Below are 25,727 nucleotides of genomic sequence, written 5' to 3'. Positions count from 1 at the left end.
CGGACGGAGGGGGCCACATGACGGGCAGGAGCACGCGCCCGACCCTTGAGGAGGTCGCGGCGCGGGCCGGTGTGGGCCGCGGCACGGTGTCCCGGGTGGTCAACGGCTCGCCGCGGGTCAGCCCGCAGGCCCGCGAGGCGGTGCTGAAGGCGATCGACGAGCTCGGGTACGTGCCGAACCGCGCGGCCCGCACGCTCGTCACCCGCCGCACCGACACCGTGGCGCTGGTGGTCGCCGAGTCGGACCAGCGGCTGTTCGGCGAGCCGTACTTCGCCGGGATCATCCGCGGGATCAGCAACGGCCTCGGCGACACCGGCCTGCAGCTCCTGCTCGCCCTCGCCCGCTCCCCCGACGAGTACGGACGGCTGGAGGAGTACCTCACCACCCAGCACGTGGACGGGGTGCTCCTCACCTCCCTGCACGCCGAGGACCCGCTGCCCGCCAAGCTGGAGGCCAACGGCGTGCCGACCGTCCTCGGCGGCCGCCCGCCGGGCCTGCACCCGGTCAGCTACGTCGACGTCGACAACCGCAGCGGCGCCCGCGAGGCCGTCGGCCACCTCATCGCGGGCGGCCGGCGGCGCATCGCGACCATCGCCGGCCCGCAGGACATGGGGGTCGGCATCGACCGGCTGGCCGGGTACCGGGAGGCGCTCGCCGAGGCGGGGCTGCCCGAGTACGTCGAGTACGGCGACTTCGGCGAGGCCAGCGGCATCACCGCGGCGGAGCGGCTGCTGGCCGCCGAGCCGGCCCTGGACGCGGTGTTCGCCGCCGACGACCCGATGGCGCTCGGCGCGCTGCGCGTCCTGCACCGCAGCGGGCGCCGCATCCCCGAGGACGTGGCGGTGATCGGCTTCGACGACTCGGCCGCCGCGCCGCTGGCCGACCCGCCGCTCAGCAGCGTCCACCAGTCGCCGGAGGAGATGGGCCGGGAGATGTCCCGGCTGCTGATCTCGCGGATCCGCGGCGAGACCGTCGCGGAACCGGTGGTCATCCTGCGCCCCCACCTGGTCCTGCGCGACTCCGCGTGAGGGGCGGGCCGCGCCCCGCCCCTATGATCATTCAGGTCGTCCACGGGGCAAGGAGCTGAGCGATGGCCTACGAACCGACCGCCGGCGAGCGCGTCTTCCTCGACCGCTGCGTGGAACTGGCGCGTGAGGCGCTGGAGTCGGCCGACGAGCCGTTCGGCTCGGTGCTGGTGTCGGCCTCCGGCGAGGTCCTGTTCGAGGACCGCAACCGCACGGCGGACGGCGACCAGACCCGCCACCCCGAGTTCGAGATCGCGCGCTGGGCGGCGGCCAACATGACGCCGGACGAGCGCGCGGCGGCCACCGTCTTCACCTCCGGCGAGCACTGCCCGATGTGCTCGGCCGCGCACGGCTGGGTCGGCCTCGGCCGCATCGTCTACATCATGTCGTCCCGGCAGCTCATGGAGCTGCGCGCCGAGCTGGGCGCCCCGGCCGGGCCGGTCAGCGCCATCCCGGTGCAGGACGTGGCGCCGGGCGTCCCGGTGGACGGCCCGGTCGCCGCCCTCGAGGCGACGATGCGCGAACTGCACACGCGCGCCTGCGCCTGAGGGCGGCGACTCCCGGGCTCACCGCCGGGTCAGCGCCTCCAGCCGCTCGACGGCCTCGCGCCAGTCGGACGGCAGCAGGCACCGGGTCGCCCGGTGCCCGCGGTAGGTGAGCGTGTAGGTGAAGTGGTCGGCCACCTGGCAGCCGTCCGACGAGGACCAGGTGGTGACGACGCGGCCCAGCGCGTTCCGCAGGCCGCTCATCTCCGCCGCGCCGAGCGCGACCTTCTCGTCATTGACGAGGGCCGTTCCCGACATGTCGACGGTCACTTTCCGGTGAATTCCGGCGAATCCCCCGGAACGCTCGTAAGTGACCAGCACATTCGGCCCGGTGAAAGCGAGCATGAACGCCTCCTTTACAGCGCGGGCCGCCGGACAGCACCCCGCTCCCCATTCCGGCGGCCCGCAGACCATGGGTTACTAGCCGAAAAGGATTCCGCCGGTGGCGCGCGCGGCGGCGCACCGGTTCGGATACGTCCGGGTGAAGTACCGCGGAACGCCGTGCCAGACGCCGTTCGCGATCACCGTGACGGGCGCGTACTCCAGCGTGCACGGCTCCCGCCGCGCGGGGACGCGTCCGACGTCGCCGCCGGCGGCCTCGAGCTGGTCGCAGGCATGGGACGCGGCGCCGAGCGTCCCGCCGTCGGGGTCGCACCACAGGGTGCGGGTGACGGCGGGGCCGTCCTGCGGCACGACCGTGAGCAGGTAGGCGCCGGCCGGTCCGTCCGCCCGCGCCGGCACCGCCGGGACGAGCATCGCCACTCCGGCCAGGACGGCCGCCCACCGGAAACGGGCACGCGACATGTGCATGTCTTCCTCCCTGGATCGCCCGCCGCGATCTGCGGCATTGGCCGGCAGGGCATCGAATTGTGGTGAATGCCCCGCCGCATCCAGACATTAGGTGCCACAAACTCCACCAAACAAGGCCATTCTCCGTCCCAACCTGGCCACCCGTTCATTCTTAAATCAAGTCTGCCCGAATGTGCAATGCCGATTGGCAGTGAATTGCCCGCGGTTTGTGATATTCACGGCCGTCCCGCGCCCGCGCCCCGTCACCAGGGGTAGGTGCCGCCGTTCTCGTTGAGGAAGACCCCCGTCGCCTCCTCCATGAGCTGCCTGGCGATGTGGGCTCCGCCCTCGTCCGCGCTCAGGACGCCCGTGTGGCCGTTGAGGTCGGTGGCGCAGAAGCCGGGCGACAGCGCGTTGACCCTGATACCGGAGTCCCGTAGGGCGGTGGCGTAGATGAGCGTGACGGCGTTGAGCGCCGCCTTGGACGAGTTGTAGCCCAGCATCGTCGCGTACTGCGCGAACCTCTCGTCCGGATCGCTCAGGAACGCGAAGGTCCCGAGCCCGCTGGAGACGTTCCCGATGTAGCCGGACGGCGACCTGCGCAGCAGCGGAAGCATGGCGTTGGTCACGGCGACGACGCCGAACACGTTGGTCTCGTAGACCGCGCGCAGGGCGTCGACCGATATCTCGGAGGGCGGGCGCGCCCCGCCCTGGGGGATGGCCGCATTGTTCACCAGGACGTCGAGGCACCCGTAGTCGGCGTCGACCAGCTCGGCGGCGGCCGTGATCGTCGCCTGGTCGGTCACGTCCAGCCTGACGAACCGGACGTCGAGCCCCTGCTCGGCCAGTCCCGCGGCGGCGGCCGTCCCGCGGCCCGGGTCCCGCGCGCCGAGCAGCACCGTGTGCCCGGCCCGCGCCATCGCGCCCGCGGTCGCGAGACCGATGCCCTTGTTGGCGCCCGTGATGAGGACGATCAGCTTCGTTGTCATGGGACGGGACTCTGGCCGCCCGGCCGCGCCGGCGGGAGAGCACTGCCGAGGCTGGTACCGGCGGTCCCATGGTGGCGGCGCGGCCGGGCGGCCACACTGGAGCCATGCAGCACGGGGACCGGGCGGAGCTGGCCGCCTTCCTGCGTCGGTGGCGGGCGCGGGTGCAGCCGTCCGAGGTCGGCCTGGAGCGCGGGCGCCGCCGCACGCCCGGCCTCCGCCGGCAGGAGGTCGCGAACCTCGCCGGGATGTCGGTGGACTACTACGTCCGGCTCGAACAGGGCCGGGGGCCGCGGCCGTCGCGGCAGATGCTCGCCGCGCTCGGGCGGGCCCTGCGGCTGACCGACGACGAGCGGTCCCACCTCCACTACCTGGCCGGCGAAGTGCCCGCGCCGCCCGCCGCGCCGGTGCGCGAGGTGCGGCCGGGCCTCCTGCACCTGCTGGAGCGGCTCGTCGACACTCCCGCGCTCGTCTGCGACGCCAAGTACGACGTCCTGGCCTGGAACCCCATGGCAGCCGCCCTGTTCGGGGACTTCTCCGCCGTTCCCGAGGACGAGCGCAACGTCGTCTGGCGCTTCTTCGCAAGGCCGCAGGGCCGGGACCGCCTCGATCCCGGCGACGCCCGCCGGTTCGCCCGCGAGGCCGTGGCCGACCTGCGCGCGGTGGCCGCCCGGTACCCGCGCGACCCCGGCGTGCGCTCCCTGGTCGAGCGGCTGCTGGCCGCCAGCCCGGAGTTCCGGACGCTGTGGGCCGAGGGCGACGTCCGGCTCCGGCGCTCGACGCGCAAGCTCATCCGGCACCCGGTCGCGGGCCTGCTCGACCTCCAGTGCGAGGCCCTGCACGATCCGGCCCGCGACCAGTGGACCGTCTTCTACACCGCGGCCCCCGGCTCCCCCACCTCCGACGCCCTCCAGGCGCTGAGGGGCGCGAACCTGTGAGATCGCGCCCCTCGCGCCGGGACGAGGTCAGCGGGTCAGCGGATCAGCGGGTCAGGGAGAAGGTGCTCAGGCGGGTCTCGCCCTTGAAGACCAGGTACACGTCGTGGTTTCCGCGCGCTCCGGTCAGGGGTGCGGTGATCTCCTTGTAGGTGTAGTCGCCGCCCGTGGACGGGACGGTGAGGGTCCCGGCGCGGGGGCCGTCCGGGCGGTCCAGGCGGACCTCGATCGTGGTCGCGGACGTGCCCGCCACTCGCGCGGTGATCCTGCCGGCGGACGAGCCGAGGTCGGCGTCCGCGAACCGCAGCCAGGAGCCGGCGGCGCCCGCCACCGCGTCACCGGACGCCTTCGTCTCGTCGACCAGCCGGATCGCGTTGTGGTCGTCGAAGTCGGCGGCGCGGGTCGGCCCGGCGAGGTCGCGGGCGGGGATCGCCTCGCCGCGCACCTCGAGGGCCGCGCGGCGCCGGATGTCGGTGGAGGAGGAGCCGATGAGCAGGTCGTGCTTCGACTTCTCCACCGTCCACTTGCGGCGCGTGACGTCCCAGACGGCGAGGTCCGACGCGTTCAGCCGGAGTGTCGCGTTCACCGTCCTGCCTGGAGCCACGTGGACCTTGGCGAAGGCGCGGAGGCTCTTCACCGGCTGCTTCACCCGGGACTTCTGCTGGTGCGTGTAGAGCTGGACGACCTCGTCGCCGGCCTTCTTCCCGGTGTTGGTCACCGGCACCGTGACGGTCACCGTGCCGTCGCGTGCGATGGAGCGGCTGCTGAGGCGCGGCTCGCCGTACCGGAATGACGTGTAGGAGAGGCCGTAGCCGAACGGGTAGAGCGGCTTGCCCTTGAAGTACTGGTACGTCCGGTCCGACTTGATGATGTCGTAGTCGAGGATGTCGGGCAGGTCGCGGTCGGAGCGGTACCAGGTCTGCGGCAGCTTGCCCGAGGGGCTCTCGTCGCCGAACAGGACGGACGCCAGGGCGTTCCCCGTCTCGGCTCCGGCGTGGCTCGTCCACAGGATCGCCGGGACGTTGGCCTGCTCCCAGTCGAGCGTCGTCGGGTAGCTGTTCTCCACCACGACGACCGTGTTCGGGTTCGCCTTGCGGACGGCCCTGATGAGATCCGACTGCCCCTCGGCGAGCGCCATCGTGGTGCGGTCGTGGTCCTCGCGGCCGTTGATGAACGGCATGCTGCCGACCACGACGACCGCGGCGCCGGCGCCGGTCACGGCCTTGACCGCCGAGTCCACGCCGCTGCTGACGACGTCCTTGGCGAAGCGGGACGCCTCGGCCTTCGCGGTGAGGACGAGCGTGCCGTCGTCCTGCGCCTTCACGTAGGTCTTCGCCGGGTCGGCCCAGTCGTAGGCCTTCTCGTACCCGGCGTAGCGGAGCAGGTAGTCGCCGCCGTCCTGCTTCTCCAGCTTGAACATCTGCTGGACGAACCAGCCGTTCGGCTGGTCCTGGTCGTTGGCGAAGGTGTCGCCCCAGTTGTAGCGGCCGACCGTCTTGCCGTTGGCGGCGCTGCGCAGGGTCACGACGCCCTGGCCCCAGTCGAACACGTCGAACTGCGCCGTGGCGTCGGAGGACGAGGCGGGCCCGGTCTTCAGGACCGCGCCGGAGCCCGTCCCGCCGGCGATGTACTTGCCCGTCTTCACGTCCTTGAGGGCGATGCGGTCGACGCCCTCGCTGGAGGCCACCGCGCCGGCGCGCTTCCTGATGCCCTCCAGCGGCGTGACCCTGTACGGCAGCGCGCCCGAGTACCAGTCGGTGTAGAGCGTGTCCGACAGCGGTCCCACGACCGCGACCTTCTGCGACGAGAGCGGCAGGGCCTTGCCCTGGTTCTTCAGCAGGACCATCTGCTCGGCCGCGGCGGTGCGGGCCAGGGCGCGGTGCGCGGGGCTGTCCACCGCGTCCTTGGTGATCTTGCCGTAGGGGCCGCCGCCCGGGTCGAACTCGCCGAGCCGCACGCGGACGCTCAGGATGTGCTCCGCCGCCCGGTCGATGTCGGACTCGGCGAGCAGCCCGCGCGACAGCGCCGTCTTGACCGCGTTCACGGTGATGGACGAGTTGGTGTCGTCGGTGGTGAAGCTGTCCACGCCCGCCTTGAGGATCGCCGCGTCGCCGGTGGGCAGGTCGGGGTGGTACTTCTGGGAGCCGACGAGGTTGTTCGGGGCGCCCGCGTCGGTGACGTTGAACAGCGTCCGGTCCGACCAGGAGCGGACGAGCCCGCCGGCGTCGGGGCTGACCGTGGCGGGACGGCCGTTGACGAGGTTGTAGGACGTCATGATCCCGGTCGCCGCGTCGCGGGTCAGCGGGATCTTGAACGGGACCTCGTCGTACTCCTTCAGCACCCGGGGCCGCAGGCTGGAGGACGTCTGGTCGCGGCGGACCTCGTTGTTGTTGGCCATGTAGTGCTTGAGGACCGGCGCGGCCTTGAGGTGCTCGGGGTCGTCGCCCTGCATGCCCTGGCCGTACGCGGTGGCGAGAAGGCCGGTGAGCAGCGGGTCCTCGGAGTAGCCCTCCTCGTTGCGGCCCCAGCGCGGGTCTCGGAGCAGGTTCACGACCGGAGCCCACAGCTGGAGGCCCCACACGTCGGGGTTCTCGCTGTTGTAGCCGCGGGCCTCGTCGCCGACGGCCGAGCCGATCCGCTTCAGCAGGGCCGGGTCCCAGGTCGCGCCGAGCCCGACCGACTGCGGGAACACGGTGCCCTTCGCGGTCACGACGGCGCCGTTGTTGTGGACGTCGGTCGACCACGCGACCCCGTGCAGCGCCTCGGTGCCCGTCTTGAACCGGTTGATCCCGAGCCGCGGGATCGCGGGCTGGTACTGGTGCAGCAGGGAGATCTTCTCGTCGAGCGTGAGCCGTCCGACCAGGTCGTCCACCCGGGCCTGGACGGGCAGCCGCGGGTCGCGGAACGGGTAGGCCTCGCGGGCGGCGGCGGGCGCCGTCCACGCGAGGGGGGCCGCCAGCGCGACGGCCGCGACGAGGGTCAGCGACCGGCTGCGCCGGCCGGGGGAACGGGGATTGCGATGGGCTCTGTGCACCGGTTCTCCTTCTGGAAACATCCCCCGAGCGAATGTGTCGAAGCGCTTCGATAACGGCCCGGGAAGGGCCCCTTCCTCCTTCGTCGGTGCGGCGGCGCCCGCTCGGTCAGCGGGGCGCGGGCGCGCTGCTGGCGCGCCTGGTCAGGGTGGGCGGGAGCAGGGTCGCGGCGGGCACGGGCGCGCCGTCGAGCTTGGACATCAGCAGTTCCACGGCGCGGCCGCCGACCTCCTCGGCGGGGATCGCGACCGACGACAGCGGCGGCTCGGCGTGCTCGGCGATCTCGTCCGGGCACAGCGCGACGACGGACACGTCCTCGGGGACGCGCCGCCCGGCCGCCCGCAGCGCCCGCACGACCGGGCCGACGACCGGCTCGTTGTGGACGAGGACGCCGGTGAGGCCGGGGCGCTCGGCGAGCAGCCGGGCGACGAGTTCGCGGGCCGCGTCGGCGGTCGACTCGCACGGGTACACGTCCCCGGTCAGCCCGTGCTCGCGGACCGCGGCGGCGAACCCGTCGGCGACCCGCTGGGCGTAGCCGGTCTGCCGCGCGTACACCTCGGGCGGCGAGCCGATCAGCGCGATCTCGCGGTGGCCGAGCCCGGCGAGGTGCTCGACGCAGACCGCGCCGGCCGCGTGGAAGTCGAGGTCGATGCAGGTGAGGTCGTCCGCGTCGGCGGGGAAGCCGATGAGCACGCTCGGCCGGTCCAGGGAGCGCAGCAGCGGCAGCCGCGGGTCCTCCATCTGGACGTCCATGACGATCAGCGCGTCGACCAGGGCGCTGTCGGCGACGCGACGCAGGCCGTCCTCGCCCTCCTCCTGGGTGAGCAGCAGGACGTCGTGGTCGTGGCGGCGCGCGGCGGTAACGACGGAGACCGCGAACTGCATGACGACGGGCACGGCGATGCCCGAGCGCAGCGGGATCATCAGCGCCAGCACGTTGGAGCGGCTGCTGGCGAGCGCGCGGGCGCCCGCGTGCGGCCGGTAGCCGAGCTCGCGGATGCTCTCCCGGACGCGCCGCCGGGTCTCCTCGGAGATCGAGCGCTTCCCGCTCAGCACGTAGGAGACCGTGCTCGGCGACACTCCCGCGTGCCGCGCCACGTCAGTGATCTTGACCACGGACCGTCCCGTCGTCCTCGTAGCGGTTCAGAGTGCGAATGATGGTAACCCCGCCCGAACCGGTCGGAGCGCGGACGCGCGCGGGCCGGTCGGCCCCGATCACCGCGAGCGCAGTCCCGGCGACCGCGGCGCCCGCGAGGGCCGTGCCGCGCACGCCGGTCACCGGCAGCAGGACGCCGCCGAACAGGGCTCCGCCGGCGATGCCGACGTTGAAGGCGGCCGACGTCCAGGCCGACGCGACGTCGGTGTCGCCCGGCGCCGACTCCATCACCCGGGCCTGGAAGGCGGTCGCGGCGCACGGCAGCCCGATCCCCAGCAGGACGAGCATGAGGACCGCGGGCACCGCCGCCGCGCCGAAGGCGAAGAGGCCGAGCAGGGCGGCCGCCAGCACCGCGGCGGACCCGGCGAGCAGGGCGCGCGGGCCACGGTCCACCACGATGCCGGCGACGACCACTCCCGCTATGTCGGCGGCGCCGTTCGCCAGCAGGAGCGGGCTGATGGCCGAGTCCGGGAAGCCGCTGACGCGGGTCAGGAACTCGGTGATGTAGGTGAAGGCGGTGAAGACGCCGCCGACCAGCAGCATGATCGTGACGACCAGGAGCCGGAAGCGCCGCGCGTCCGGCGCGGACGCGGGGACGGGGTCGCGGCCGCCCGCCTCGCCCCGGGGCAGCAGGGCGGCGAGCGCGGCGAAGGACACCAGGCAGATGACGCCGAGCGCGGCGAAGGAGGCGCGCCATCCGGCGGCCCGCCCGAGCCAGGCGCCGGCGGGGACGCCGAGCACGATGGCCAGGGACCCGCCCCCGAACACGTAGGCGGCGGCCCTGCCCCGCGCCTCGGGCGGCAGCAGCCCTGCCGCGGCGACCACGGCGACCGGCCAGAACACCGCCTGCGCGAGCGCGGTCACCAGGCGCGCGGCGAACAGGGACCCGTAGCCGGGGGCGGCCGCCGACGCGAACGTCATGACCAGGAAGACCGCCATGACGCCGGTGAGCAGCGGGCGGCGCCCCACCCGGACCGTCAGCCGGACGAGCGGGACCGACACGACCGCGACCACCATCCCGTAGCCGGTGACGAGCAGCCCCACGGTGGAGGCGGAGACGTCCAGGTCGTCCGCCATGAGCGGGAGCAGCCCGATCGGCAGGTTCTCGGTCGTGCCGAAGGCGAACGCGCCCAGGGCCAGCGCCGCCACGGCCGCGCCCGCGCGTCCGTGGTTCACCGCGCGTCCGGCGCTCACGACGGGCCGCGGGCGATGGCGTCGCGGTACCAGGAGGCGCTGTCCTTCCAGGTGCGGTCGCCGGTGGCGTAGTCGACGTGGACGAGGCCGAAGCGCTTGGAGTAGCCGTAGGCCCATTCGAAGTTGTCCAGCAGCGACCAGGCGAAGTAGCCCCGGACGTCGGCTCCCGCCTGGCACGCCCTCTCGACGGCGGCGATGTGGTCGCGCAGGTAGGCGATGCGGCGGTGGTCGCGCACGCGGCCGTCGACGTCCATCACGTCGTCGAACGCGGCGCCGTTCTCGGTGACCATCAGCGGGGTGTCCGGGTACTCGCGGTGCAGCCGCAGCAGGAGCTCTTCCATCCCGGTCGCGTCGATCGGCCACCCCATCGCGGTGTGGGGGCCGGGCTGCTCGGCGAACTCCACGGCGTCGCAGCCGACGAACGGGCTGGCCGCGCCCTGGCGGTGGCCGTCCGCGTGCGCGCGCGGGGTGGTGCCGTCCCAGTCCCGGACGAGGGTGGGCGCGTAGTAGTTGACGCCCAGGACGTCGAGCGGCGCGGCGATGATGTCCTCGTCCCCGTCGCGCAGGAAGCCCCAGTCGGTGAGGGGCGCGGTGTCCTCCAGCAGGTCGGCGGGGTAGCCGTTGCCCAGCATGGGGTCGAGGAACACGCGGTTGGAGACGGCGTCCGCCCGCCGGACCGCCTCCGCGTCGCCGCGCAGGTGGTGCAGGTTGAGCGTGACCGAGTGCCGCGCGTGCGGCGACACCACACCGCGCAGCGCCCGGACCGCCAGGCCGTGCGCGAGGTTCAGGTGGTGCGCGGCGGTGAGCGCGGCCACCGGGTCGGTGCGTCCGGGTGCGTGCACGCCGGACGCGTAGCCGAGGAACGCCGAGCACCACGGCTCGTTCAGCGTCGTCCAGGTCTGGACACGGTCGCCGAGGACGCGCCCGACGCGCTCGGCGTAGTCGGCGAAGCGGCGGGGCGTGTCGCGGTCCGGCCAGCCGCCCGCGTCCTCCAGGGACTGCGGCAGGTCCCAGTGGTAGAGGGTCGCGACCGGGGCGATGCCGTGCTCCAGCAGCGCGTCGACCAGGCGGGAGTAGAAGTCCATGCCCTTGGGGTTGGGCGTCCCGTCCGGCAGGACCCGCGACCAGGAGATCGAGAACCGGTACGCGCCGATGCCGAGTTCGGCCATCGTCGCGATGTCCTCCTCCCACCGGTGGTAGTGGTCCGTGGCGATGTCGCCGGTGTCGCCGTTCAGGACCTTGCCGGGAGTGTGGCTGAACGTGTCCCAGATGGACGGCGCGCGGCCGTCCTCCTGGGCCGCGCCCTCGATCTGGTAGGCGGCGGTGGCCGTGCCCCACAGGAACCCTTCCGGGAACCCCATCAGCTCTCCTCTTCCAGGGTGGCGACCAGTTCGCCACCGGCGGCCTTGATGAGAACACCGTGCGGATGGTGTTCGGGCTCACCGCCCTCGACCCCGGCCACACGTGCGTTGACGAGGAGGACGTTCCAGGTTCCGTCGCCTGTCACGCGCACCTTTCCACCGTTTCTCACCGTCGTGAACGTGGTGTCGCCGACCCGGGTGACGACCGTGGCCCCCTCGGCGGGCTCGTACACGCGCAACGTGACGCCGTCCGCGTGGTCGTAGTCGGGGCGGTCGTCCACCGCGCCCTCCGGCAGGACGGCGCCCGGACGGACCAGCAGCGGCACGCTGGCGAACCCGTGCCGCTCGCGGACCCAGCGGCCGCCCTCGACGCGCTCACCGGTGAGGTAGTGCGTCCACACGCCTTCCGGCACGTAGTAGGCGACCTCTCCGCCGGACGAGAACACCGGCGCGACGAGCAGGTCGTCGCCCAGCATGTACTGGCGCTCCAGATGCGTGCAGGCGGGGTCGTCCGGGAAGTCGACGACCATCGCGCGCATCATCGGCAGCCCCTCCCCGTACGCCTGGCGCGCGGCGCCGGCCAGGTAGGGCATGAGCCGCATCTTCAGGCGGGTGAAGTGCCGCAGGACGTCCACGGACTCCTCGTCGAACAGCCACGGCACCCGGTAGGAGTGGCTGCCGTGCAGGCGGCTGTGCGAGGACAGCAGCCCGAACGCGATCCACCTCTTGAACAGCGCCGGATCGGGCGTCCCCTCGAAGCCGCCGATGTCGTGGCTCCAGTAGCCGAACCCCGACATGCCCAGGGAGAGGCCGCCGCGCAGGCTCTCCCCCATCGCCTCGAAGGTCGACTCGGCGTCGCCGCCCCAGTGCACGGGGAAGCGCTGGCCGCCGGTCGTGGCGGACCGGGCGAAGACCACCGCCTCCCCCTCGCCGCGCTTCTTGCGCAGCAGGTCGAAGACGGTCTGGTTGTAGAGGTAGGTGTAGTAGTTGTGCGCCCGCTCCGGGTCGGAGCCGTCGTGGTAGACGACGTCGGTGGGGATGCGCTCGCCGAAGTCGGTCTTGAAGCAGTCCACGCCCATGTCGAGCAGCGCTTCCAGCTTCCCCGCGTACCATTCCCGCGCCTCGGGGTTGGTGAAGTCGACCACGGCCAGGCCGGGCTGCCACTTGTCCCACTGCCACACGTCCCCGTCCGGACGCGTCAGCAGGTGGCCGCGCGAGCGCCCCTCCTCGAACAGCGGCGAGCGCTGCCCGATGTAGGGGTTGATCCAGACGCAGACCCGCAGGCCGCGGTCGCGCAGCCGGCGCAGCATGCCCTCCGGGTCGGGGAACACCCGCGGGTCCCATTCGAAGTCGCACCACTGGAACTCGCGCATCCAGAAGCAGTCGAAATGGAAGACGCTGAGGGGCAGGTCCCGCGACGCCATCCCCTCGATGAAGGAGGTGACGGTCTCCTCGTCGTAGGAGGTCGTGAACGAGGTGGACAGCCACAGCCCGAACGACCAGTCGGGCAGCCGCGCGGGCCGTCCGGTGAGCGCCGTGTACTTGCGGAGGATCTCCTTCGGCGACGGCCCGTAGATGACGAAGTACCGCATCGACTGGCCCTCGACGCTGAACTGCGTCCTCGCGACGGCCTCCGACGCCACCTCGAACGAGACCCGCCCGGGATGGTCGACGAAGACGCCGTACCCCGCGTTGGTCAGGTAGAACGGCACGTTCTTGTACGCCTGCTCGCTGGCCGTCCCGCCGTCGGCGTTCCACACCTCCACGGCCTGGCCGTTCTTCACCAGCGGCCCGAACCGCTCACCGAGCCCGTAGACGAAGTGGTCCACGCCGAGGTCGAGCTGCTCCCGCACGTAGTGCCGGCCGCCGTCGGTGTCGATGATCGCCTGCGCCTTGGGCGCGCTGCCGGTCAGGCGGCGCCCGTCCGCGAGGAAGTCGACGCTCCACCGCTCGCCGCGCCCGACCCGGACCGACAGGGCGCCCGAGGTCAGCACCGCCGCCTCGCCGTCCACGGACACCTCCCCGGCCGGGTCGGCGGCCAGCTCGAAGTCGGGGCCGCGGCGCCGCTCTCCCGCGAAGTGGGTGAGGGTCACGCCGATGACGTCCGGCATCGGCGACTCGCACGTCACCGTCACCACAGGGCCCTTGAGCAGGTCGCCCCGGTGCCGGATCCGCTGCACCGGCGCGTGGACCGTGAACGTCCCGGGCCCGGTGTCCACGTCGAGGACCTCCACCGGATGCGACGCCCGCACACCCTCGCGCAGCATCCAGTAGCCGTCGCTGAACTTCATTACTTGATAGCCCCCGCCGTCAGTCCGCGCGCAAGGGTGCGCTGGAAGATGAGGAAGAACACGACGGTCGGGAGGAGGCCGAGGAGCGACGCGGCGCTGGACATGGTGGCGTCCATGAGGCGCTGCCCCTGCAGCACGCCGAGCGCGACCGAGACCGTCTGGTTCTCGTTGGAGATGAGGAAGACCATGGGGATCAGGAACTCGTTCCAGGTCCACACGAAGAAGAAGACGAGCAGCACCGACATGGTCGGCCGGACGACCGGGACGACGACGCGCCACAGCACCTGCCACCGGCCGGCGCCGTCGATCCGCGCCGCCTCCAGCAGCGGGCGCGGGAACGCCGACATCACCGACGACAGCAGGTAGGTGCCGAACGCGCTCTGGATGACCGTGAACACGATGATCACGCTGATCCTGGTGTCGTACAGGCCGATCTGCTTCGACATGTAGTAGAGCGGGTAGACGAGCGCCTCCTGCGGCAGCGTGTTCGCCAGGAGCAGCAGGACGAGCACCCACATCCGCCCCTTGATCCGCCCGATGCCGAGCGCGTAGGCGTTGAGCACCGACAGCAGCACGGCGAGGATCGCGACGGAACCGCTGATGACCACGCTGTTCAGCAGGACGTGCCCGAAGCCGACGCGCTCCCAGAACTGCTGGAGGCCGTCCAGCGAGATGCCGTCCGGCGGCGACAGCGGCCCCGCCGAGGAGTACTCCTCGGGCGTCTTCAGCGCGTTGAAGACCACCACGACGAACGGGATCAGCATCACGCCGGCCAGCGCGAGCAGCGCCACCAGCACCGCGTAGGCGGACGGCCCGCGGCGGCGGGCGCGCCGGGGCGCGCCCCTTCCGCCGCGCGGGGGCGCGCCGGCCTTGCGCGTCAGCGTCGCGGTCATCGTTCCTCCCCGAGCTCACGTCCCTGCATGCGCAGGAAGACGACGGTCAGCGCGACGATCAGCAGCGTCAGCACCGTCGAGATCGCCGAGCCGTAGCCGACGTCGGACTTCTCGAAGAAGTTGACCCAGGAGTAGTAGGACGGCACGTTCGTCGCCCCGCCCGGGCCGCCCTTGGTGAGCACGAAGATCTGCGGGAACGCCTTCAGCGCGGCGATCGTCGTCCACAGCAGCACGACGAAGATCTCCGGCCGGATCTGCGGGACCGTGATGTGCCAGAACCGGCGGCCCCACGAGGCGCCGTCGATTTCGGCCGCCTCGTACAGCGACGGGTCCACCCGCTGCAGCCCCGACATGAAGATCACGAGCGGGAAGCCGATCTGCATCCACACCATGACGCCGACGACGCTCCACAGCGCGGTGGCCGGGTCGCCGAGCCAGTCGTGCGCGAGGGAGCCGAGGCCGGCGGCGTCCAGCAGCGCGTTGACCGCGCCGTTCTCCGGAGCCAGCAGCCAGCTCCACACCACGCCCGCGATGACGACCGGCAGCACCTGCGGCAGGTAGAGGCAGGCGCGCAGGACGCTCGCGGTGCGCGGCCCGAAGTGCCGGTCGACCAGGTCGGTCAGGGCCGAGGCCAGCACCAGCCCGATCATCGTCGGGACGATCGCCATCCCGACGATGATCAGGACGTTGTGCCGGAACGAGGCCCAGAACTCCCCGTCCTCCACGAGCTCGCGGTAGTTGCCGAGCCCGATCCACTTCGGGGTCCCGACGCCCGTCCACTCGGTGAAGCTCGTCCCGATGTTCATCAGGAACGGCACGCCGATGACGGCGGTGAAGAGGAGCAGGCCGGGGAGCAGGTAGGGCAGGTACCCCCACTGCTCCCGCGACCGGCCGCGGCCCGGCGTCGTCACTTCGGCAGGCCGCCGTCGTAGGTCTTCTGGATGCCGCTCAGCACCTCGCCCGGCGCGGTGCCGTTCATCAGCTTCTGCGTCTGCGCCACCCAGGCGTCGTAGAAGCCGGCGACCGGCCAGTCCGGGTAGTAGGCGAGCCCGTCCGACGCCGACAGCCGGTCGAAGTCGGCGATGAGCTTCTTGGCCTTGGCGTCGGTGATCGCGGACGGGTCCGCCGCGACCGGGACGCCGCCCCCGTTGCCGAGGGTGTTCTGCGCCTGCTTCTTCATCGTGATGTCGATGAAGTCGTAGGCGAGCTGCTTGTTCTTCGACCCCTTGGGGACGACCCACAGGTTCCCGCCCGAGCCGAGCGTCATCTTGGCGCCGGGCCAGACGGCGGTCTCCCAGTCGAACTTCGCCTCGGCGGCGACCCGGCCGAACCACCAGCTCCCCGAGAACATCATCGGGAACTTGCCGCTCATGAACGCGACGCCGGCGTCCTCGGCCTTGAGGCTGACGGAGTTCTTGGCGACGTAGCCCTTCTTCACCCAGTCGGCGAAGGTGGTGGCCCCGTAGGTCCAGGCGGCGTCGTTGAAGTTCGCCTTGCCGGTGTAGCGCTGGAAGGCGTCCACCCAGGCGCGGTCGGCCTTGTCGAGGGCGAGCTGGTAGACGAACTGGTGCGCCATGTACTCGGCGCCCGCGTTGGTCAGCGGCGTGACGCCCTTCGCGACGAACTTGTCCATCGCGGCGGTCAGCTCGGCGAACGTCGTCGGGATCTCGACGCCGTTCTTCTTGAACAGGTCCTTGTTGTAGTAGACCTGCACGTACTCCGCATAGTCAGGAACGCCGTACCATTTGTCACCGCCCATGGTGCCCTTGGCGTCGTACTTGGCGGTGACCTGGACGTTCGGCTTGATCAGCTTGTCCCAGCCGCGCTTGGTGACCTCGGGGGTGAGATCGGTGAGCAGGCCCTGCTTGGACAGCAGCCCAGCGGTCGCGTTGCCCTTGTTGTACTCCATGACGTCGGGCGCGTCCTTGGAGTTGAGCACCATGGGCGCGGTCTTCTGGATCTGCTCGAAGCCCTTCTCCTCGAACTTCACCTTCACGCCGGGGTGGGTGGCCTCGAACTCCTTGACGGCCTCGGCCCACGACTTGCCCATGGCGCTGTCGGGGGCCTCGTAGTGCCAGAGCTTCAGCTCCTTGCCGCCCGAGCCGCCGCCGTCGCCGTCGCCGCACGCCGTGAGCGACAGCGCCGCCGCGGCAAGGGCGGCGATCAGCGCCGCGCTCCTGCCTGCCTTGATCATGGGTCTTCCTCCGGGGTGGGCCGAGCGCCTGTCGAAGCGCTTCGATTGCCGGGATGTTAAGCCCTGGGTGAGCCGCGACACAATAGGTCGAGCCACATCAATTCGCCTCAGAACCCGCTGACCTGCGGCGATCGATTGGGAGCGCTCCCAAAAGCGGTCAGCCGCGGCACTCCACGCCGTTCAGGGTGAACCGCGACGGCGCGCCGTTCGCGCCGTCCCGGCTCCCGAGGAACCCGAACTCGGCCGTCCCGTGCGGCGGGATCGACCGGTTCCACTCCGCCGCCGTCACCGTCACCGACGCCCCGTCCTGCACCCGGCTCCCGTTCCACAGCTGGGTGATCGTCTGCCCGTCCGGAAAGGCGAAGGCCAGCGTCCAGCCGTCGATCGCGCCGTCCCCGGCATTGGTGATCCGGACGGTCGCCTGGAAGCCCCGCGGCCACGTCCCGTCGACCCGGTACGCCACCGAGCACGCGGTCGCGGCGGCCGGCGACCTGCCCGCCGACGGGGGCGGCGCCGCCGGTTTCGCATCGGACGAGTCGGACGAGTCGGGCGCGAGGGCCGCCAGGAGCGCGGCCACCGCGCACAGCGCCCCGGCCGCGACCCCGGCGATGAGCAGCGGCCGCCGTCCGGACCCGTGCCCGGAGGGGGCGGGATCGTCCAGGACGCGGGTCGGGTTCCCCGGCCCTTCCGCAGGCGGAGGGCCTTCACCGGCGGACGCGTCGGCGCCGCCGGGCACGTGGAGTTGGATGCCGGCGGCGCCCGCCAGCACGCGGGCCGCTTCGACGGCGGTGGGCCGAGCGCCGGGGTCCGGGGACAGGCAGTCGCGGCAGAGTGCCGCGACCTCGCCGGGAGTGCCCTTCCGGAACGCCGAGGCGGGTGTGGGCGGCGCGCCGGTCAGGCACTCGTGCAGGACGACGCCCAGCGAGTAGACGTCGGCCGCCGGGGTCGGGGACGCGCCGGTCACCAGTTCGGGCGCCATGTAGGCGGGCGTGCCCATCACCGGTCCGCCCGCCGTGCCGGTGAACGCGATGCCGAAGTCGAGGACCTTCACCTCGACCGGGGTGAGGAACACGTTCCCGGGCTTGATGTCGCGGTGCACGATGCCTGCGTCGTGGGCGGCGGCCAGGGCGTCGGCGACCCGCGCGCAGATCCCGGCCGCCTCGCGCCACGGCAGCGGGCCGCGCGACAGGCGCACGGCCAGGCTCTCGCCGTCCAGCAGTTCCATGACCACGTACGGGATCGGGCGGCTCTCGCGCCGCGAGGCGCCCTCCGGGCCGGCGCGGTGCTCGCCGTAGTCGTACACGCCGGTGATGCCCGGGTGGGTGAGGGCGGCGGCGGCCTGCGCCTCCTGGCGGAGCCGCCGCGAGAACTCCTCGGGCCCGCCGTCCTTGGGGACCTTGACCGCGACGGCCCGGTCGAGGACGGTGTCGACCGCGCGCCAGACGGTCGCCATGCCGCCGGCGCCGAGGGGCCGCTCGATGAGGTAGCGCCCGCCGAGGCGTTCGCCCGCGGCGATGATCTCGGGCATGGACGAAGCCTAGACCGGACTCAGGGCACGAGGTACCGGGTGTCGCGGACGTCCGTGATCGCCATGTGGCCGGGCGCGTGCCCGATGGCGAGCTTCGGCCGGGAGGCCATCACCGCCGCCTGCGGGGTCACTCCGCAGGCCCAGAAAACGGGTATCTCGTCGACCCGGATCTCCACCGGGTCGCCGAAGTCCGGCGCGGAGAGGTCCTCGATGCCGAGCTCGACGGGGTCGCCGACGTGCACGGGCGCGCCGTGGACCGACGGGTACCGGGCCGTCACCCGCACGGCGTCGGCCACCTGCGCGGCCGGGACGGGGCGCATGGAGACGACGAGCGGGCCGCCGAACTCGCCCGCGCGGCGGCACATCCGGTTCGTCCGGTACATCGGGACGTTGCGGTTCTGCTCGATGTGCCGGACGGGGACGCCGGCCTCGCGGAGCGCGTCCTCGAACGTGAAGCTGCACCCGATGAGGAACGAGACGAGGTCGTCGCGCCAGTAGGGGGTCGCGTCGGTCACCTCGGCGACCGGCTCGCCGTGCTCGTAGACGACGTAGCCGGGCAGGTCGGTGCGCAGGTCACCGGCGAACAGCGCGGCCGAGGTCGCGCCGGGCTCGGTCACGTCCAGGACGGGGCACGGCTTGGGGTTGCGCTGCGCGAACAGGAGCAGGTCGTAGGCGTACTCGCGCGGCACGGCGATGAGGTTCGCCTGCGTCCAGCCCGCGCACCAGCCGGACGTGGGGACGCGCAGGCCGGCCCGGAACAGGGCCCTCGCCTGGTCCGGCGTGAGCGCGCCCGGGTCGAGCGGTGCGGTCATGATCTCTCCTCCCGGAGGTTCGGTGCGGGATGCGGCCGGAACCGGAGACGCTGGCCGGGCCGGGCCTGGGCGGCGCGTCCGATGTCGGCGGAGGCGACCACCGCGATCACGGGGTAGCCGCCGGTGAGCGGGTGGTCGGCGAGGAACAGCACCGGCCGCCCGGACGGCGGGACCTGCAGCGCCCCGGTGACCGTCCCCTCGCTGGGCAGCTCGCCGCGCCCGGCGTGCTCCAGTCCGGGGCCGTCCAGGCGCATGCCTACCCGGTCGATCTCGCTGGTCACCGTGTAGGCGGAGGAGAAGAGGGCCTTCAGCGCGCCCGGGGCGAACCAGTCGTGGCGGGGGCCGGGCATCGCGCGCAGCTGGATGTCGCCGCCGTGCGGCGGGCGGACGGGCGCGGCGTCCAGCAGCGGCGGGGCGGCGGGCGGCGGGCCTACGGGGAGGAGGTCGCCGGGCTTGAGCGGGGCGGGGCCGAGGCCGGAGAGCGTGTCGGTGGAGCGCGACCCGAGGACGGGCGGGACGGCGACGCCGCCGCGCACGGCCAGGTAGCTGCGCAGGCCCGCGGGCGGGGCGCCCATCCGGAGCTCGGCGCCGTCCGGCACGTGCACGACCGAGTAGGGGGCCTCGGCCCGGCCGTCCACCAGCAGCGGGGCGGGCGCGCCGGTCACCGCGGCGAACACGCCGCCCCGGCAGCGCACGTGCAGGCCGCCGAAGGTGACCTCGATCGCGGCCTCCCCCTCGGCGTTGCCGAGCAGCCGGTTGGCGAGCCGGAGCGAGCCCGGGTCCGCGGCGCCCGACACCCCCACGCCGAGCGCCGCGTGACCCGAGCGGCCGAGGTCCTGGACCGTGGCCAGGAACCCTGTGCGGAGAACGTCCAACCCCCGCTTCATGGTTCCCGCCGGACGAAGCGGACCCGGGTTCCCGGGCGGAGCAGGGCGGGCGGGTCGCGTTCGAGGTCCCATAGGACGGCCTCCGTGCGTCCGATGAGCCGCCAGCCGCCCGGGGACTCAACCGGGTAGACGCCGCTGAACCGCCCGGCGAGGCCGACCGCGCCCGCCGGGACGCGGACGCGGGGCGTCGCGCGGCGCGGGACGTCCAGTCGCGGGTCGCCGCCCTCCAGGTAGCCGAATCCGGGCGCGAACCCGGTGAACGCGACCCGCCACGGGGTCCCGGTGTGCGCGGCGACGACCTCGTCCGGGGCGAGCCCGGTGAGGCGGGCGACCTCGCGGAGGTCGTCGCCGTCGTAGACGACGGGGATCTCGACGTCCCCGGCGGCGCCGTCCGCCGCACCCGGCCGGGTGGCGCGCACCGCGGCGGCGACCGCGGCCGGGTCGGCGGAGGGGTCGAGCAGCAGGGTCAGGGTGCGGGCCGCCGGGACGAGGTCGGCGACGCCGGGCGGCGGGGCCGCCGCGAGCGCGGTGTACAGGCCGAGCATCGCCGGGAGGTCCGGCAGTTCGACCAGCAGCGCCGCGTCGCCGCTCGGGAGGATCCGCACCCCGCCCTCACTTCCACAGGTCGTCGAGCCCGGACAGGCTGTTCCAGCCGAGGTAGAGCGACAGGACCCAGGCCGCCACGCCGATGGCGAGGAGCCAGACCGGGTACCGGTGGCCGCCGAGCAGGTCGCGGCGGCGGGCGGCCGCCCAGAGCAGCACGGCGAGCCCGAACGGCAGGATCAGCCCGTTCAGCGCGCCCGCGAGGACGAGCAGCTTCGCGGGGGTGGTGCCGACCGCGAGGTAGATGGCGGCGGAGACGAGGATGAACGCGACGACCAGCCGGTTGCGGTGCCGCTCGACGAAGGAGGAGAACGACACCAGGAACGACACCGAGGTGTAGGACGCCCCGATGACCGAGGTGATCGCGGCCGACCACATGATCAGGCCGAAGACGCGCAGCCCGGCCTGGCCCGCCGCGTGCTCGAAGGCCGAGGCGGGGGCGTTCTCCTTGGCGAGGGTCACCCCGCCCGCGACGACGCCGAGGACCGCGAGGAACAGCAGCACGCGCATCAGGGCGGTGACGAGGATGCCGGTGACCGCGCTGCGGTTGATCTCCCGGACGTGCTCCGGCCCGGTCAGCCCGGACTCGATCATGCGGTGCGCGCCCGCGTAGGTGATGTAGCCGCCGACCGTCCCGCCGATCAGCGTGGTGATGACCAGGAAGTCGACGGTCTCCGGCGCGATGCTCTGCCGGAGCGCGTCGCCGAGGGGCGGTTCGGACACCACCGCCACGTAAAGGGTCAACAGGATCATCACGCCGCCGAGCACGACGACGATCCGGTCCATGGCGACGCCGGCCCGCCGGACCAGGAAGATCGCGATCGCGGCCAGCGCGGAGACCGCGCCGCCGATCTTGACGTCCAGGCCGAGCAGCGCGTTCAGGCCGAGCGCGGTACCGGCGACGTTGCCGATGTTGAAGATCAGGCCGCCGAACACGTCGAGCGCGGCGAGGCCGTACCCGGCGCCGGGCAGGACGCGGTTGCCGAGTTCCTGGGCGCGCATGCCGGAGACGCCGACGACGCGCCACACGTTCAGCTGGATCGCGATGTCCACCAGCACGGACACGAGGATCGCGAAAGCGAACGCGGCGCCGAGCTTGGCGGTGAACACGGTGGTCTGGGTGATGAAGCCGGGTCCGATGGCGCTGGTGGCCATCAGGAACATGGCGCCGGTGAGGGCGGCGCGGCGGGAGCGGGAGGTGGGGGCCGTGGTCGTGTCGAGGGTCGCTGGGTCCGTCATGGCGGGGGCCCTTCCGGGGGTTCGACTTTCCGCAAGCGTAGGGATTGTTCAACAATCCATCAAGAGACCTGTTGATGCATTCTGCGGTCGCCGGGGATAGGCTGGCCTCCCCGGATCTTCGTGCGCGGCGTCCCGCGCCTGCCCCCGGAAGGTGGTCGATGCCCGTGCCGGCGCAGGGCTCGTGGCTGTCCGACATCGCGGCCGCCCGGCACGAACTGTCCCGGAGCAGCACCGCCGCGCGGATCGCCGACCTGCTGCGCGAGCAGATCACCGACGGGCGGCTCGCCCCCGGGGAGCGGCTGCGCGAGGAGGAGCTGGGCGAGGCCCTGAAGGTGTCGCGCAACACCGTGCGCGAGGCGTTCCGGCTGCTCGCCATGGAGCGCCTGCTCGTCCACGAGTTCAACCGCGGCGTGTTCGTGCGCCGGGTCACCGCCGACGGCCTCGCCGACCTCTACCGGGTGCGGCGGATCCTGGAGTGCGAGGGCGTGCGGTGCGCGCGGGAGGCCCCGGCCGGGACGCTCGGCCGCGTGGAGGCGGCCGTCCTGGACGGCGAGAGCGCCGCCGCCGCCGGTCGATGGCCGGACGTCGGCACCGCCGACATCCGCTTCCACCAGGCCATCGCCGCGCTGGTGGGCAGTCCGCGGGTGGACGAGATGATCCAGCACCTGCTGGCCGAGATGCGGCTGGTCTTCCACGAGATGGGCTCGCCGCGCGAGTTCCACGAGCCCTACCTCACCCGCAACCGGCGGATCCACGACCTGATGGCGCGCGGCGGGCTCGCGGAGGCCGAGCGGGAACTGCGCTCCTACCTCGACGACGCGGAGGCCCAGCTCACCGCGGCCTATCGCGAGAAGGCCCGCTCCGAGGCCCACTAGACGGCCCGTCGGAAGGCCCGGCAGAAGGCGCGGTTACGGGGCGTAGTTCATGACGTGGTCGTGCAGGAGCTGCGGCGCGGCCGGGTCGGCGCGGCGGAACGCCTCGATCAGCTCGGCGTGCTCGGCCGACTTGGAGTAGATCTCCGTGTGGTGCAGCCGCAGGGACAGGGTCGTCCACAGCTCGATGCCGAGGCTCTCCCACACCGAGACGAGCAGCCGGTTCCCGGCCGTCTCGACGATCTCGCGGTGGAAGGCGATGCTGAGCCGCATCTGCTCGTGCAGGTCGCCCTCCCGCGCGGCCTCGCCGAGCCGGCGGTTGTGCTCCTCCAGCGCCTCCAGGCAGCCGGACAGCCGGGGCAGGGCCAGCTCCACGGCCGTCCGCTCCAGCCCGGCGCGGACGGGGAAGATCTCGGCCAGGTCCTGCTCGGTGAAGTCGCGGACCCGGGCGCCCCGGTTCGGCAGCGTCTCGATCAGCCGCTGCGCCTCCAGCTGGCGGAGCGCCTCCCGGACCGGCCCCTGGCTCACGCCCAGCTCGGCGGCGATGCGGCGCTCGACGACGCGCTCGCCCGGTTCCCACCGCCCGGAGCTGATGCCCTCCACGATGAACTCGCGGATCTGGTCGGCGAGCCCGGTGCGGAGCAGCAGCTGGTCGGAGGTCTTCACAGAACTGGATGGTAGCGCCACGGCCGGTAAGTGCCTCTTGACAGGGGGGCGGGTTCCAGCGGGTAGAATATGATCGATCATAGATCAATGATGATCGGTAGCGTTGTGGCGATCCTACGGCGCTGCCCCGGACAGAGGAAGGTCGCCGATGGCTGAGACCGTTCAGTCGGCCGACAGGGCCGCCCCGGCGCGGAGCCGCCGGGCGCGCGCCGCCAAGGCCCCCCGGCCGAGGACCGGCGCGACGCCGGCGGCTCCCCCGGCGGCCGACGCCGCCACGCTCGTCGGCTACTACCGGCAGATGCTGCTGGTCAGGCGGTTCGAGGAGCGGGCCGCCCGCGCCTACACCGAGGCCAAGATCGGCGGCTACTGCCACCTGAACCTCGGCGAGGAGGCGACGGTCGTCGGGCTGATGGCCGCGCTGCGCCCCACCGACTACCTGTTCACCAACTACCGCGAGCACGGCTACGCACTCGCCAAGGGCATCGGCGCGGACCGCGTCATGGCCGAGCTGTACGGGCGCTCGACGGGCGTGTCCAAGGGCTGGGGCGGGTCGATGCACCTGTTCGACGCCGAGGCCCGGCTGCTCGGCGGGTACGGGATCGTCGGCGGGCAGGTGCCCCTCGCGGCCGGCGCGGCGCTCGCCGTCTCCTACAAGGGCGGCGACGAGGTCGTGATGTGCCACATGGGCGACGGGACGACCGCGATCGGCGCGTTCCACGAGTCGCTGAACATCGCCGCCCTCTGGGACCTCCCGGTCGTCTTCGTCGTGATCAACAACGGGCTCGGCATGGGCACCACCGTGGAGAACTCGGCGGCCGAGCCGGAGCTGTACCGGCGCGGCGCCGCGTACCGGATGGAGAGCCTGCGGGTGGACGGCACCGACGTGCTCGCGGTGCGGGACGCCGCGCGCGCCGCCGTCGAGCGCGCCCGCGCCGAGAGCAAGCCCTACCTGCTGGAGACCGTCAGCCCCCGGCTGAAGGGCCACTCGGTCGTCGACCCGGCCCGCTACCGGTCCAAGGAGGAGAAGGAGGCCCTGAAGGCCGCCGACCCCCTCGCCCGGATGGCGCTGGAGCTGGAGGAGGCCGGGGTCCTGTCCGCCGACGAGCGCGACCGGCTCGACGCCGAGGTGAAGGCCGAGGTCGACGCCGCCGCCGCGTTCGCCGACGAGAGCCCGGCGCCCGAGGTGTCCACGCTGTTCGACTACACCTACGCCACCCCCGTCCCGGGCGAGCTGCGCCGGCTCCCCGCCGACCCCGTATTCGGCTCCTGAGAGGCACCCCATGGCAACCGTGACCTACCGCCAGGCCCTCCGGGACACGCTCCGCGCCGAGATGCTCCGCGACGAGAACGTCTTCCTGATGGGCGAGGAGATCGGGCTCTTCGAGGGCTCCTACAAGATCACCGAGGGGCTGCTGAAGGAGTTCGGGCCGCGCCGCGTCCGCGACACCCCGATCGCCGAGGAGGGCTTCGTCGGCGCCGCGATCGGCGCCGCGATGCTCGGCCTGCGCCCGGTCGTGGAGATCATGACGATCAACTTCTCGCTGCTGGCGCTGGACCAGATCGTCAACCACGCCGCGAAGATCTACGGCATGTTCGGCGGGCAGGCCAGCGTGCCGATGGTGATCCGCACGCCGGGCGGCGGCGGGCAGCAGCTCGGCGCCACCCACTCGCAGAACGTCGAGCTGTTCTACTCGTTCATCCCCGGACTGAAGGTCGTCGCGCCGAGCACGCCCGCCGAGGCGTCGGCGATGCTGAAGGCCGCGATCCGCGACGACGACCCGGTGCTGTTCCTGGAGAACCTCGCCCTCTACAACACCAAGGGCGAGCTGCCCGCCGCGGTCGAGGACATCGAGCCCGCCGAGATCGGGCGCGCCGCCGTGACCCGTCCGGGCACCGACATCACGATCATCGGCTACTCCCGGATGGCCCGCGTCGCCTCCGAGGTCGCCGAGACCCTCGCCGCCGAGGGCGTCTCCGCCGAGGTGGTCGACCTGCGCAGCCTGCGCCCGCTCGACCGGCAGACGGTCGTGGACTCCGTCCGCAAGACCGGCTGCGCCGTCGTGGCCGAGGACGACTGGCTCACCTACGGCATCGGCGCCGAGATCGCCGCGACGATCCAGGAGGGCGCGTTCGACTGGCTCGACGCCCCCGTCCGGCGCGTCGCGATGGCCGAGGTGCCCCTCCCCTACGCCAAGTCCCTGGAGACGGCGGCGCTGCCGTCCGCCGAGTCCCTGCTCACCGCCGTCCGCGCCACGCTCCGCGCGACCGGCCGCACCGCGCCGGGGGCGGACGCCACGTCCCCGCGACCCGCTCTGGAGCCCGTGCGATGACCGAGATCCTCATGCCCCGCCTCTCCGACACGATGGAGGAGGGCGTCATCAGCTCCTGGCAGAAGCAGCCGGGAGACGAGGTCGCGGTCGGCGACGTCATCGTCGACATCGAGACCGACAAGGCGGTCATGGAGTACGAGGCCTACGAGGCCGGCGTGCTGGAGAAGATCCTGGTCGCCGAGGGCGAGACCGCCGCGATCGGCGCCCCGATCGCGGTGATCGCCCCGGCCGGCGGCGCCCGCCCCGAGCCCGCGGCGGAACCCGCCGCCGAGCCGGAGCCGGCTCCTGCCGAGGCGAAGCAGGCTCCCGCCGCCGAGGCGGCGCCCGCGCCCGCCCCGGAGGAAGCGCCCGAGCCGGCGCCGGTCGCCACGGCCGCCCCGGCGCGCGCC

24 protein-coding genes are annotated in these 25,727 nt (G+C 72.8%); 7 read left to right on the top strand and 17 right to left on the bottom strand.

What is annotated here, in order from left to right; translation table 11 throughout:
- Window positions 1-17 precede the first annotated feature (17 nt).
- Window positions 18-1,028 carry a LacI family DNA-binding transcriptional regulator gene (locus ABWI07_RS29945; RefSeq protein ID WP_149262376.1) on the top strand — a complete coding sequence of 337 codons (1,011 nt, stop codon included), beginning with the start codon at window positions 18-20 and terminating at the stop codon, window positions 1,026-1,028.
- 62 nt (window positions 1,029-1,090) lie between these two features.
- Entirely contained in the window at window positions 1,091-1,573 is a 483-nt protein-coding gene (locus ABWI07_RS29940; protein WP_353820562.1) for a nucleoside deaminase, read from the top strand.
- Between the two features lie 18 nt (window positions 1,574-1,591).
- Here ABWI07_RS29940 and ABWI07_RS29935 read toward each other — a convergent pair whose 3' ends face one another.
- The 3 genes from ABWI07_RS29935 to ABWI07_RS29925 all read right to left on the bottom strand — a co-directional run bounded on the left by ABWI07_RS29935 (window position 1,592) and on the right by ABWI07_RS29925 (window position 3,348).
- Window positions 1,592-1,915: a hypothetical protein gene (locus ABWI07_RS29935; RefSeq protein ID WP_353820561.1), complete on the bottom strand. Its 324-nt coding sequence runs from the start codon at window positions 1,913-1,915 to the stop codon at window positions 1,592-1,594.
- A 75-nt stretch (window positions 1,916-1,990) separates the two neighbouring features.
- Complete coding sequence (locus ABWI07_RS29930; RefSeq protein WP_149262374.1) at window positions 1,991-2,380, bottom strand: SSI family serine proteinase inhibitor; 390 nt, start codon at window positions 2,378-2,380, stop codon at window positions 1,991-1,993.
- Window positions 2,381-2,622: 242 nt separating this feature from the next.
- Complete coding sequence (locus tag ABWI07_RS29925) at window positions 2,623-3,348, bottom strand: SDR family NAD(P)-dependent oxidoreductase (protein WP_353820560.1); 726 nt, start codon at window positions 3,346-3,348, stop codon at window positions 2,623-2,625.
- Between the two features lie 104 nt (window positions 3,349-3,452).
- Here ABWI07_RS29925 and ABWI07_RS29920 point away from each other — a divergent pair, with 104 nt between their 5' ends.
- A complete protein-coding gene (locus tag ABWI07_RS29920) occupies window positions 3,453-4,283 on the top strand; it encodes a helix-turn-helix transcriptional regulator (RefSeq protein ID WP_149262372.1) in 831 nt (276 codons plus the stop codon).
- 43 nt (window positions 4,284-4,326) lie between these two features.
- Here ABWI07_RS29920 and ABWI07_RS29915 read toward each other — a convergent pair whose 3' ends face one another.
- From ABWI07_RS29915 to ABWI07_RS29855, 13 genes are all read right to left on the bottom strand, one after another.
- Window positions 4,327-7,314 carry a glycoside hydrolase family 3 protein gene (locus tag ABWI07_RS29915; protein ID WP_353820559.1) on the bottom strand — a complete coding sequence of 996 codons (2,988 nt, stop codon included), beginning with the start codon at window positions 7,312-7,314 and terminating at the stop codon, window positions 4,327-4,329.
- A gap of 106 nt (window positions 7,315-7,420) precedes the next feature.
- Entirely contained in the window at window positions 7,421-8,428 is a 1,008-nt protein-coding gene (locus ABWI07_RS29910; RefSeq protein WP_149262370.1) for a LacI family DNA-binding transcriptional regulator, read from the bottom strand.
- The gene (locus ABWI07_RS29905; RefSeq protein ID WP_353820558.1) at window positions 8,412-9,644 is read right to left on the bottom strand and encodes an MFS transporter; all 1,233 of its coding nucleotides are present in this window, start codon (window positions 9,642-9,644) and stop codon (window positions 8,412-8,414) included. Before ABWI07_RS29905 ends, ABWI07_RS29910 begins: the two co-directional genes overlap by 17 nt.
- Window positions 9,645-9,658: 14 nt before the next feature.
- Window positions 9,659-11,023, bottom strand: coding sequence for a GH1 family beta-glucosidase (locus tag ABWI07_RS29900; RefSeq protein ID WP_149262368.1), 1,365 nt, complete (start codon window positions 11,021-11,023; stop codon window positions 9,659-9,661).
- On the bottom strand, window positions 11,023-13,314 hold the full coding sequence (yicI, locus tag ABWI07_RS29895; RefSeq protein WP_149262367.1) for an alpha-xylosidase: 2,292 nt from the start codon (window positions 13,312-13,314) through the stop codon (window positions 11,023-11,025). Before yicI ends, ABWI07_RS29900 begins: the two co-directional genes overlap by 1 nt.
- A complete protein-coding gene (locus tag ABWI07_RS29890) occupies window positions 13,314-14,207 on the bottom strand; it encodes a carbohydrate ABC transporter permease (protein ID WP_149262366.1) in 894 nt (297 codons plus the stop codon). Before ABWI07_RS29890 ends, yicI begins: the two co-directional genes overlap by 1 nt.
- Complete coding sequence (locus ABWI07_RS29885; protein WP_149262365.1) at window positions 14,204-15,118, bottom strand: carbohydrate ABC transporter permease; 915 nt, start codon at window positions 15,116-15,118, stop codon at window positions 14,204-14,206. The genes ABWI07_RS29890 and ABWI07_RS29885 overlap by 4 nt, the downstream gene beginning before the upstream one ends.
- Window positions 15,115-16,401, bottom strand: coding sequence for an ABC transporter substrate-binding protein (locus ABWI07_RS29880; protein WP_353820557.1), 1,287 nt, complete (start codon window positions 16,399-16,401; stop codon window positions 15,115-15,117). The genes ABWI07_RS29885 and ABWI07_RS29880 overlap by 4 nt, the downstream gene beginning before the upstream one ends.
- 157 nt (window positions 16,402-16,558) lie before the next feature.
- Window positions 16,559-17,929 carry a protein kinase domain-containing protein gene (locus ABWI07_RS29875; protein ID WP_353820556.1) on the bottom strand — a complete coding sequence of 457 codons (1,371 nt, stop codon included), beginning with the start codon at window positions 17,927-17,929 and terminating at the stop codon, window positions 16,559-16,561.
- A gap of 20 nt (window positions 17,930-17,949) precedes the next feature.
- Window positions 17,950-18,741 (bottom strand): putative hydro-lyase, encoded by a 792-nt coding sequence (locus ABWI07_RS29870; protein ID WP_353820555.1) that lies wholly within the window; start codon window positions 18,739-18,741, stop codon window positions 17,950-17,952.
- Window positions 18,738-19,628, bottom strand: coding sequence for a 5-oxoprolinase subunit C family protein (locus ABWI07_RS29865; protein ID WP_353820554.1), 891 nt, complete (start codon window positions 19,626-19,628; stop codon window positions 18,738-18,740). Before ABWI07_RS29865 ends, ABWI07_RS29870 begins: the two co-directional genes overlap by 4 nt.
- The gene (locus ABWI07_RS29860; protein WP_353820553.1) at window positions 19,625-20,233 is read right to left on the bottom strand and encodes a 5-oxoprolinase subunit B family protein; all 609 of its coding nucleotides are present in this window, start codon (window positions 20,231-20,233) and stop codon (window positions 19,625-19,627) included. Before ABWI07_RS29860 ends, ABWI07_RS29865 begins: the two co-directional genes overlap by 4 nt.
- Window positions 20,234-20,240: 7 nt before the next feature.
- A complete protein-coding gene (locus ABWI07_RS29855) occupies window positions 20,241-21,470 on the bottom strand; it encodes an NRAMP family divalent metal transporter (RefSeq protein ID WP_502912871.1) in 1,230 nt (409 codons plus the stop codon).
- 158 nt (window positions 21,471-21,628) lie between these two features.
- On the opposite strand from ABWI07_RS29855, the gene ABWI07_RS29850 reads away from it, so the two are divergent.
- Window positions 21,629-22,345 carry a GntR family transcriptional regulator gene (locus ABWI07_RS29850; RefSeq protein WP_353820552.1) on the top strand — a complete coding sequence of 239 codons (717 nt, stop codon included), beginning with the start codon at window positions 21,629-21,631 and terminating at the stop codon, window positions 22,343-22,345.
- A gap of 33 nt (window positions 22,346-22,378) precedes the next feature.
- On the opposite strand, the gene ABWI07_RS29845 is transcribed toward ABWI07_RS29850, so the two are convergent.
- Window positions 22,379-23,008 carry a GntR family transcriptional regulator gene (locus ABWI07_RS29845; protein WP_235037155.1) on the bottom strand — a complete coding sequence of 210 codons (630 nt, stop codon included), beginning with the start codon at window positions 23,006-23,008 and terminating at the stop codon, window positions 22,379-22,381.
- 148 nt (window positions 23,009-23,156) lie between these two features.
- On the opposite strand from ABWI07_RS29845, the gene pdhA reads away from it, so the two are divergent.
- The 3 genes from pdhA to ABWI07_RS29830 form a co-directional block, all read left to right on the top strand.
- Window positions 23,157-24,278, top strand: coding sequence for a pyruvate dehydrogenase (acetyl-transferring) E1 component subunit alpha (gene pdhA / locus ABWI07_RS29840; protein ID WP_149262356.1), 1,122 nt, complete (start codon window positions 23,157-23,159; stop codon window positions 24,276-24,278).
- A 10-nt stretch (window positions 24,279-24,288) separates the two neighbouring features.
- Window positions 24,289-25,338: an alpha-ketoacid dehydrogenase subunit beta gene (locus ABWI07_RS29835; RefSeq protein WP_149262355.1), complete on the top strand. Its 1,050-nt coding sequence runs from the start codon at window positions 24,289-24,291 to the stop codon at window positions 25,336-25,338.
- Window positions 25,335-25,727 (top strand): biotin/lipoyl-containing protein (locus ABWI07_RS29830; RefSeq protein WP_353820551.1); only part of this gene is annotated, 393 nt, incomplete at its 3' end. The genes ABWI07_RS29835 and ABWI07_RS29830, both read left to right, overlap by 4 nt.

It is taken from the genome of Actinomadura sp. NPDC000600 (assembly GCF_040492135.1).
GTDB lineage: Bacteria > Actinomycetota > Actinomycetes > Streptosporangiales > Streptosporangiaceae > Spirillospora.
Note: the sequence above shows the minus strand (reverse complement) of the source record. Positions and strands in the feature narration are given on the sequence as shown.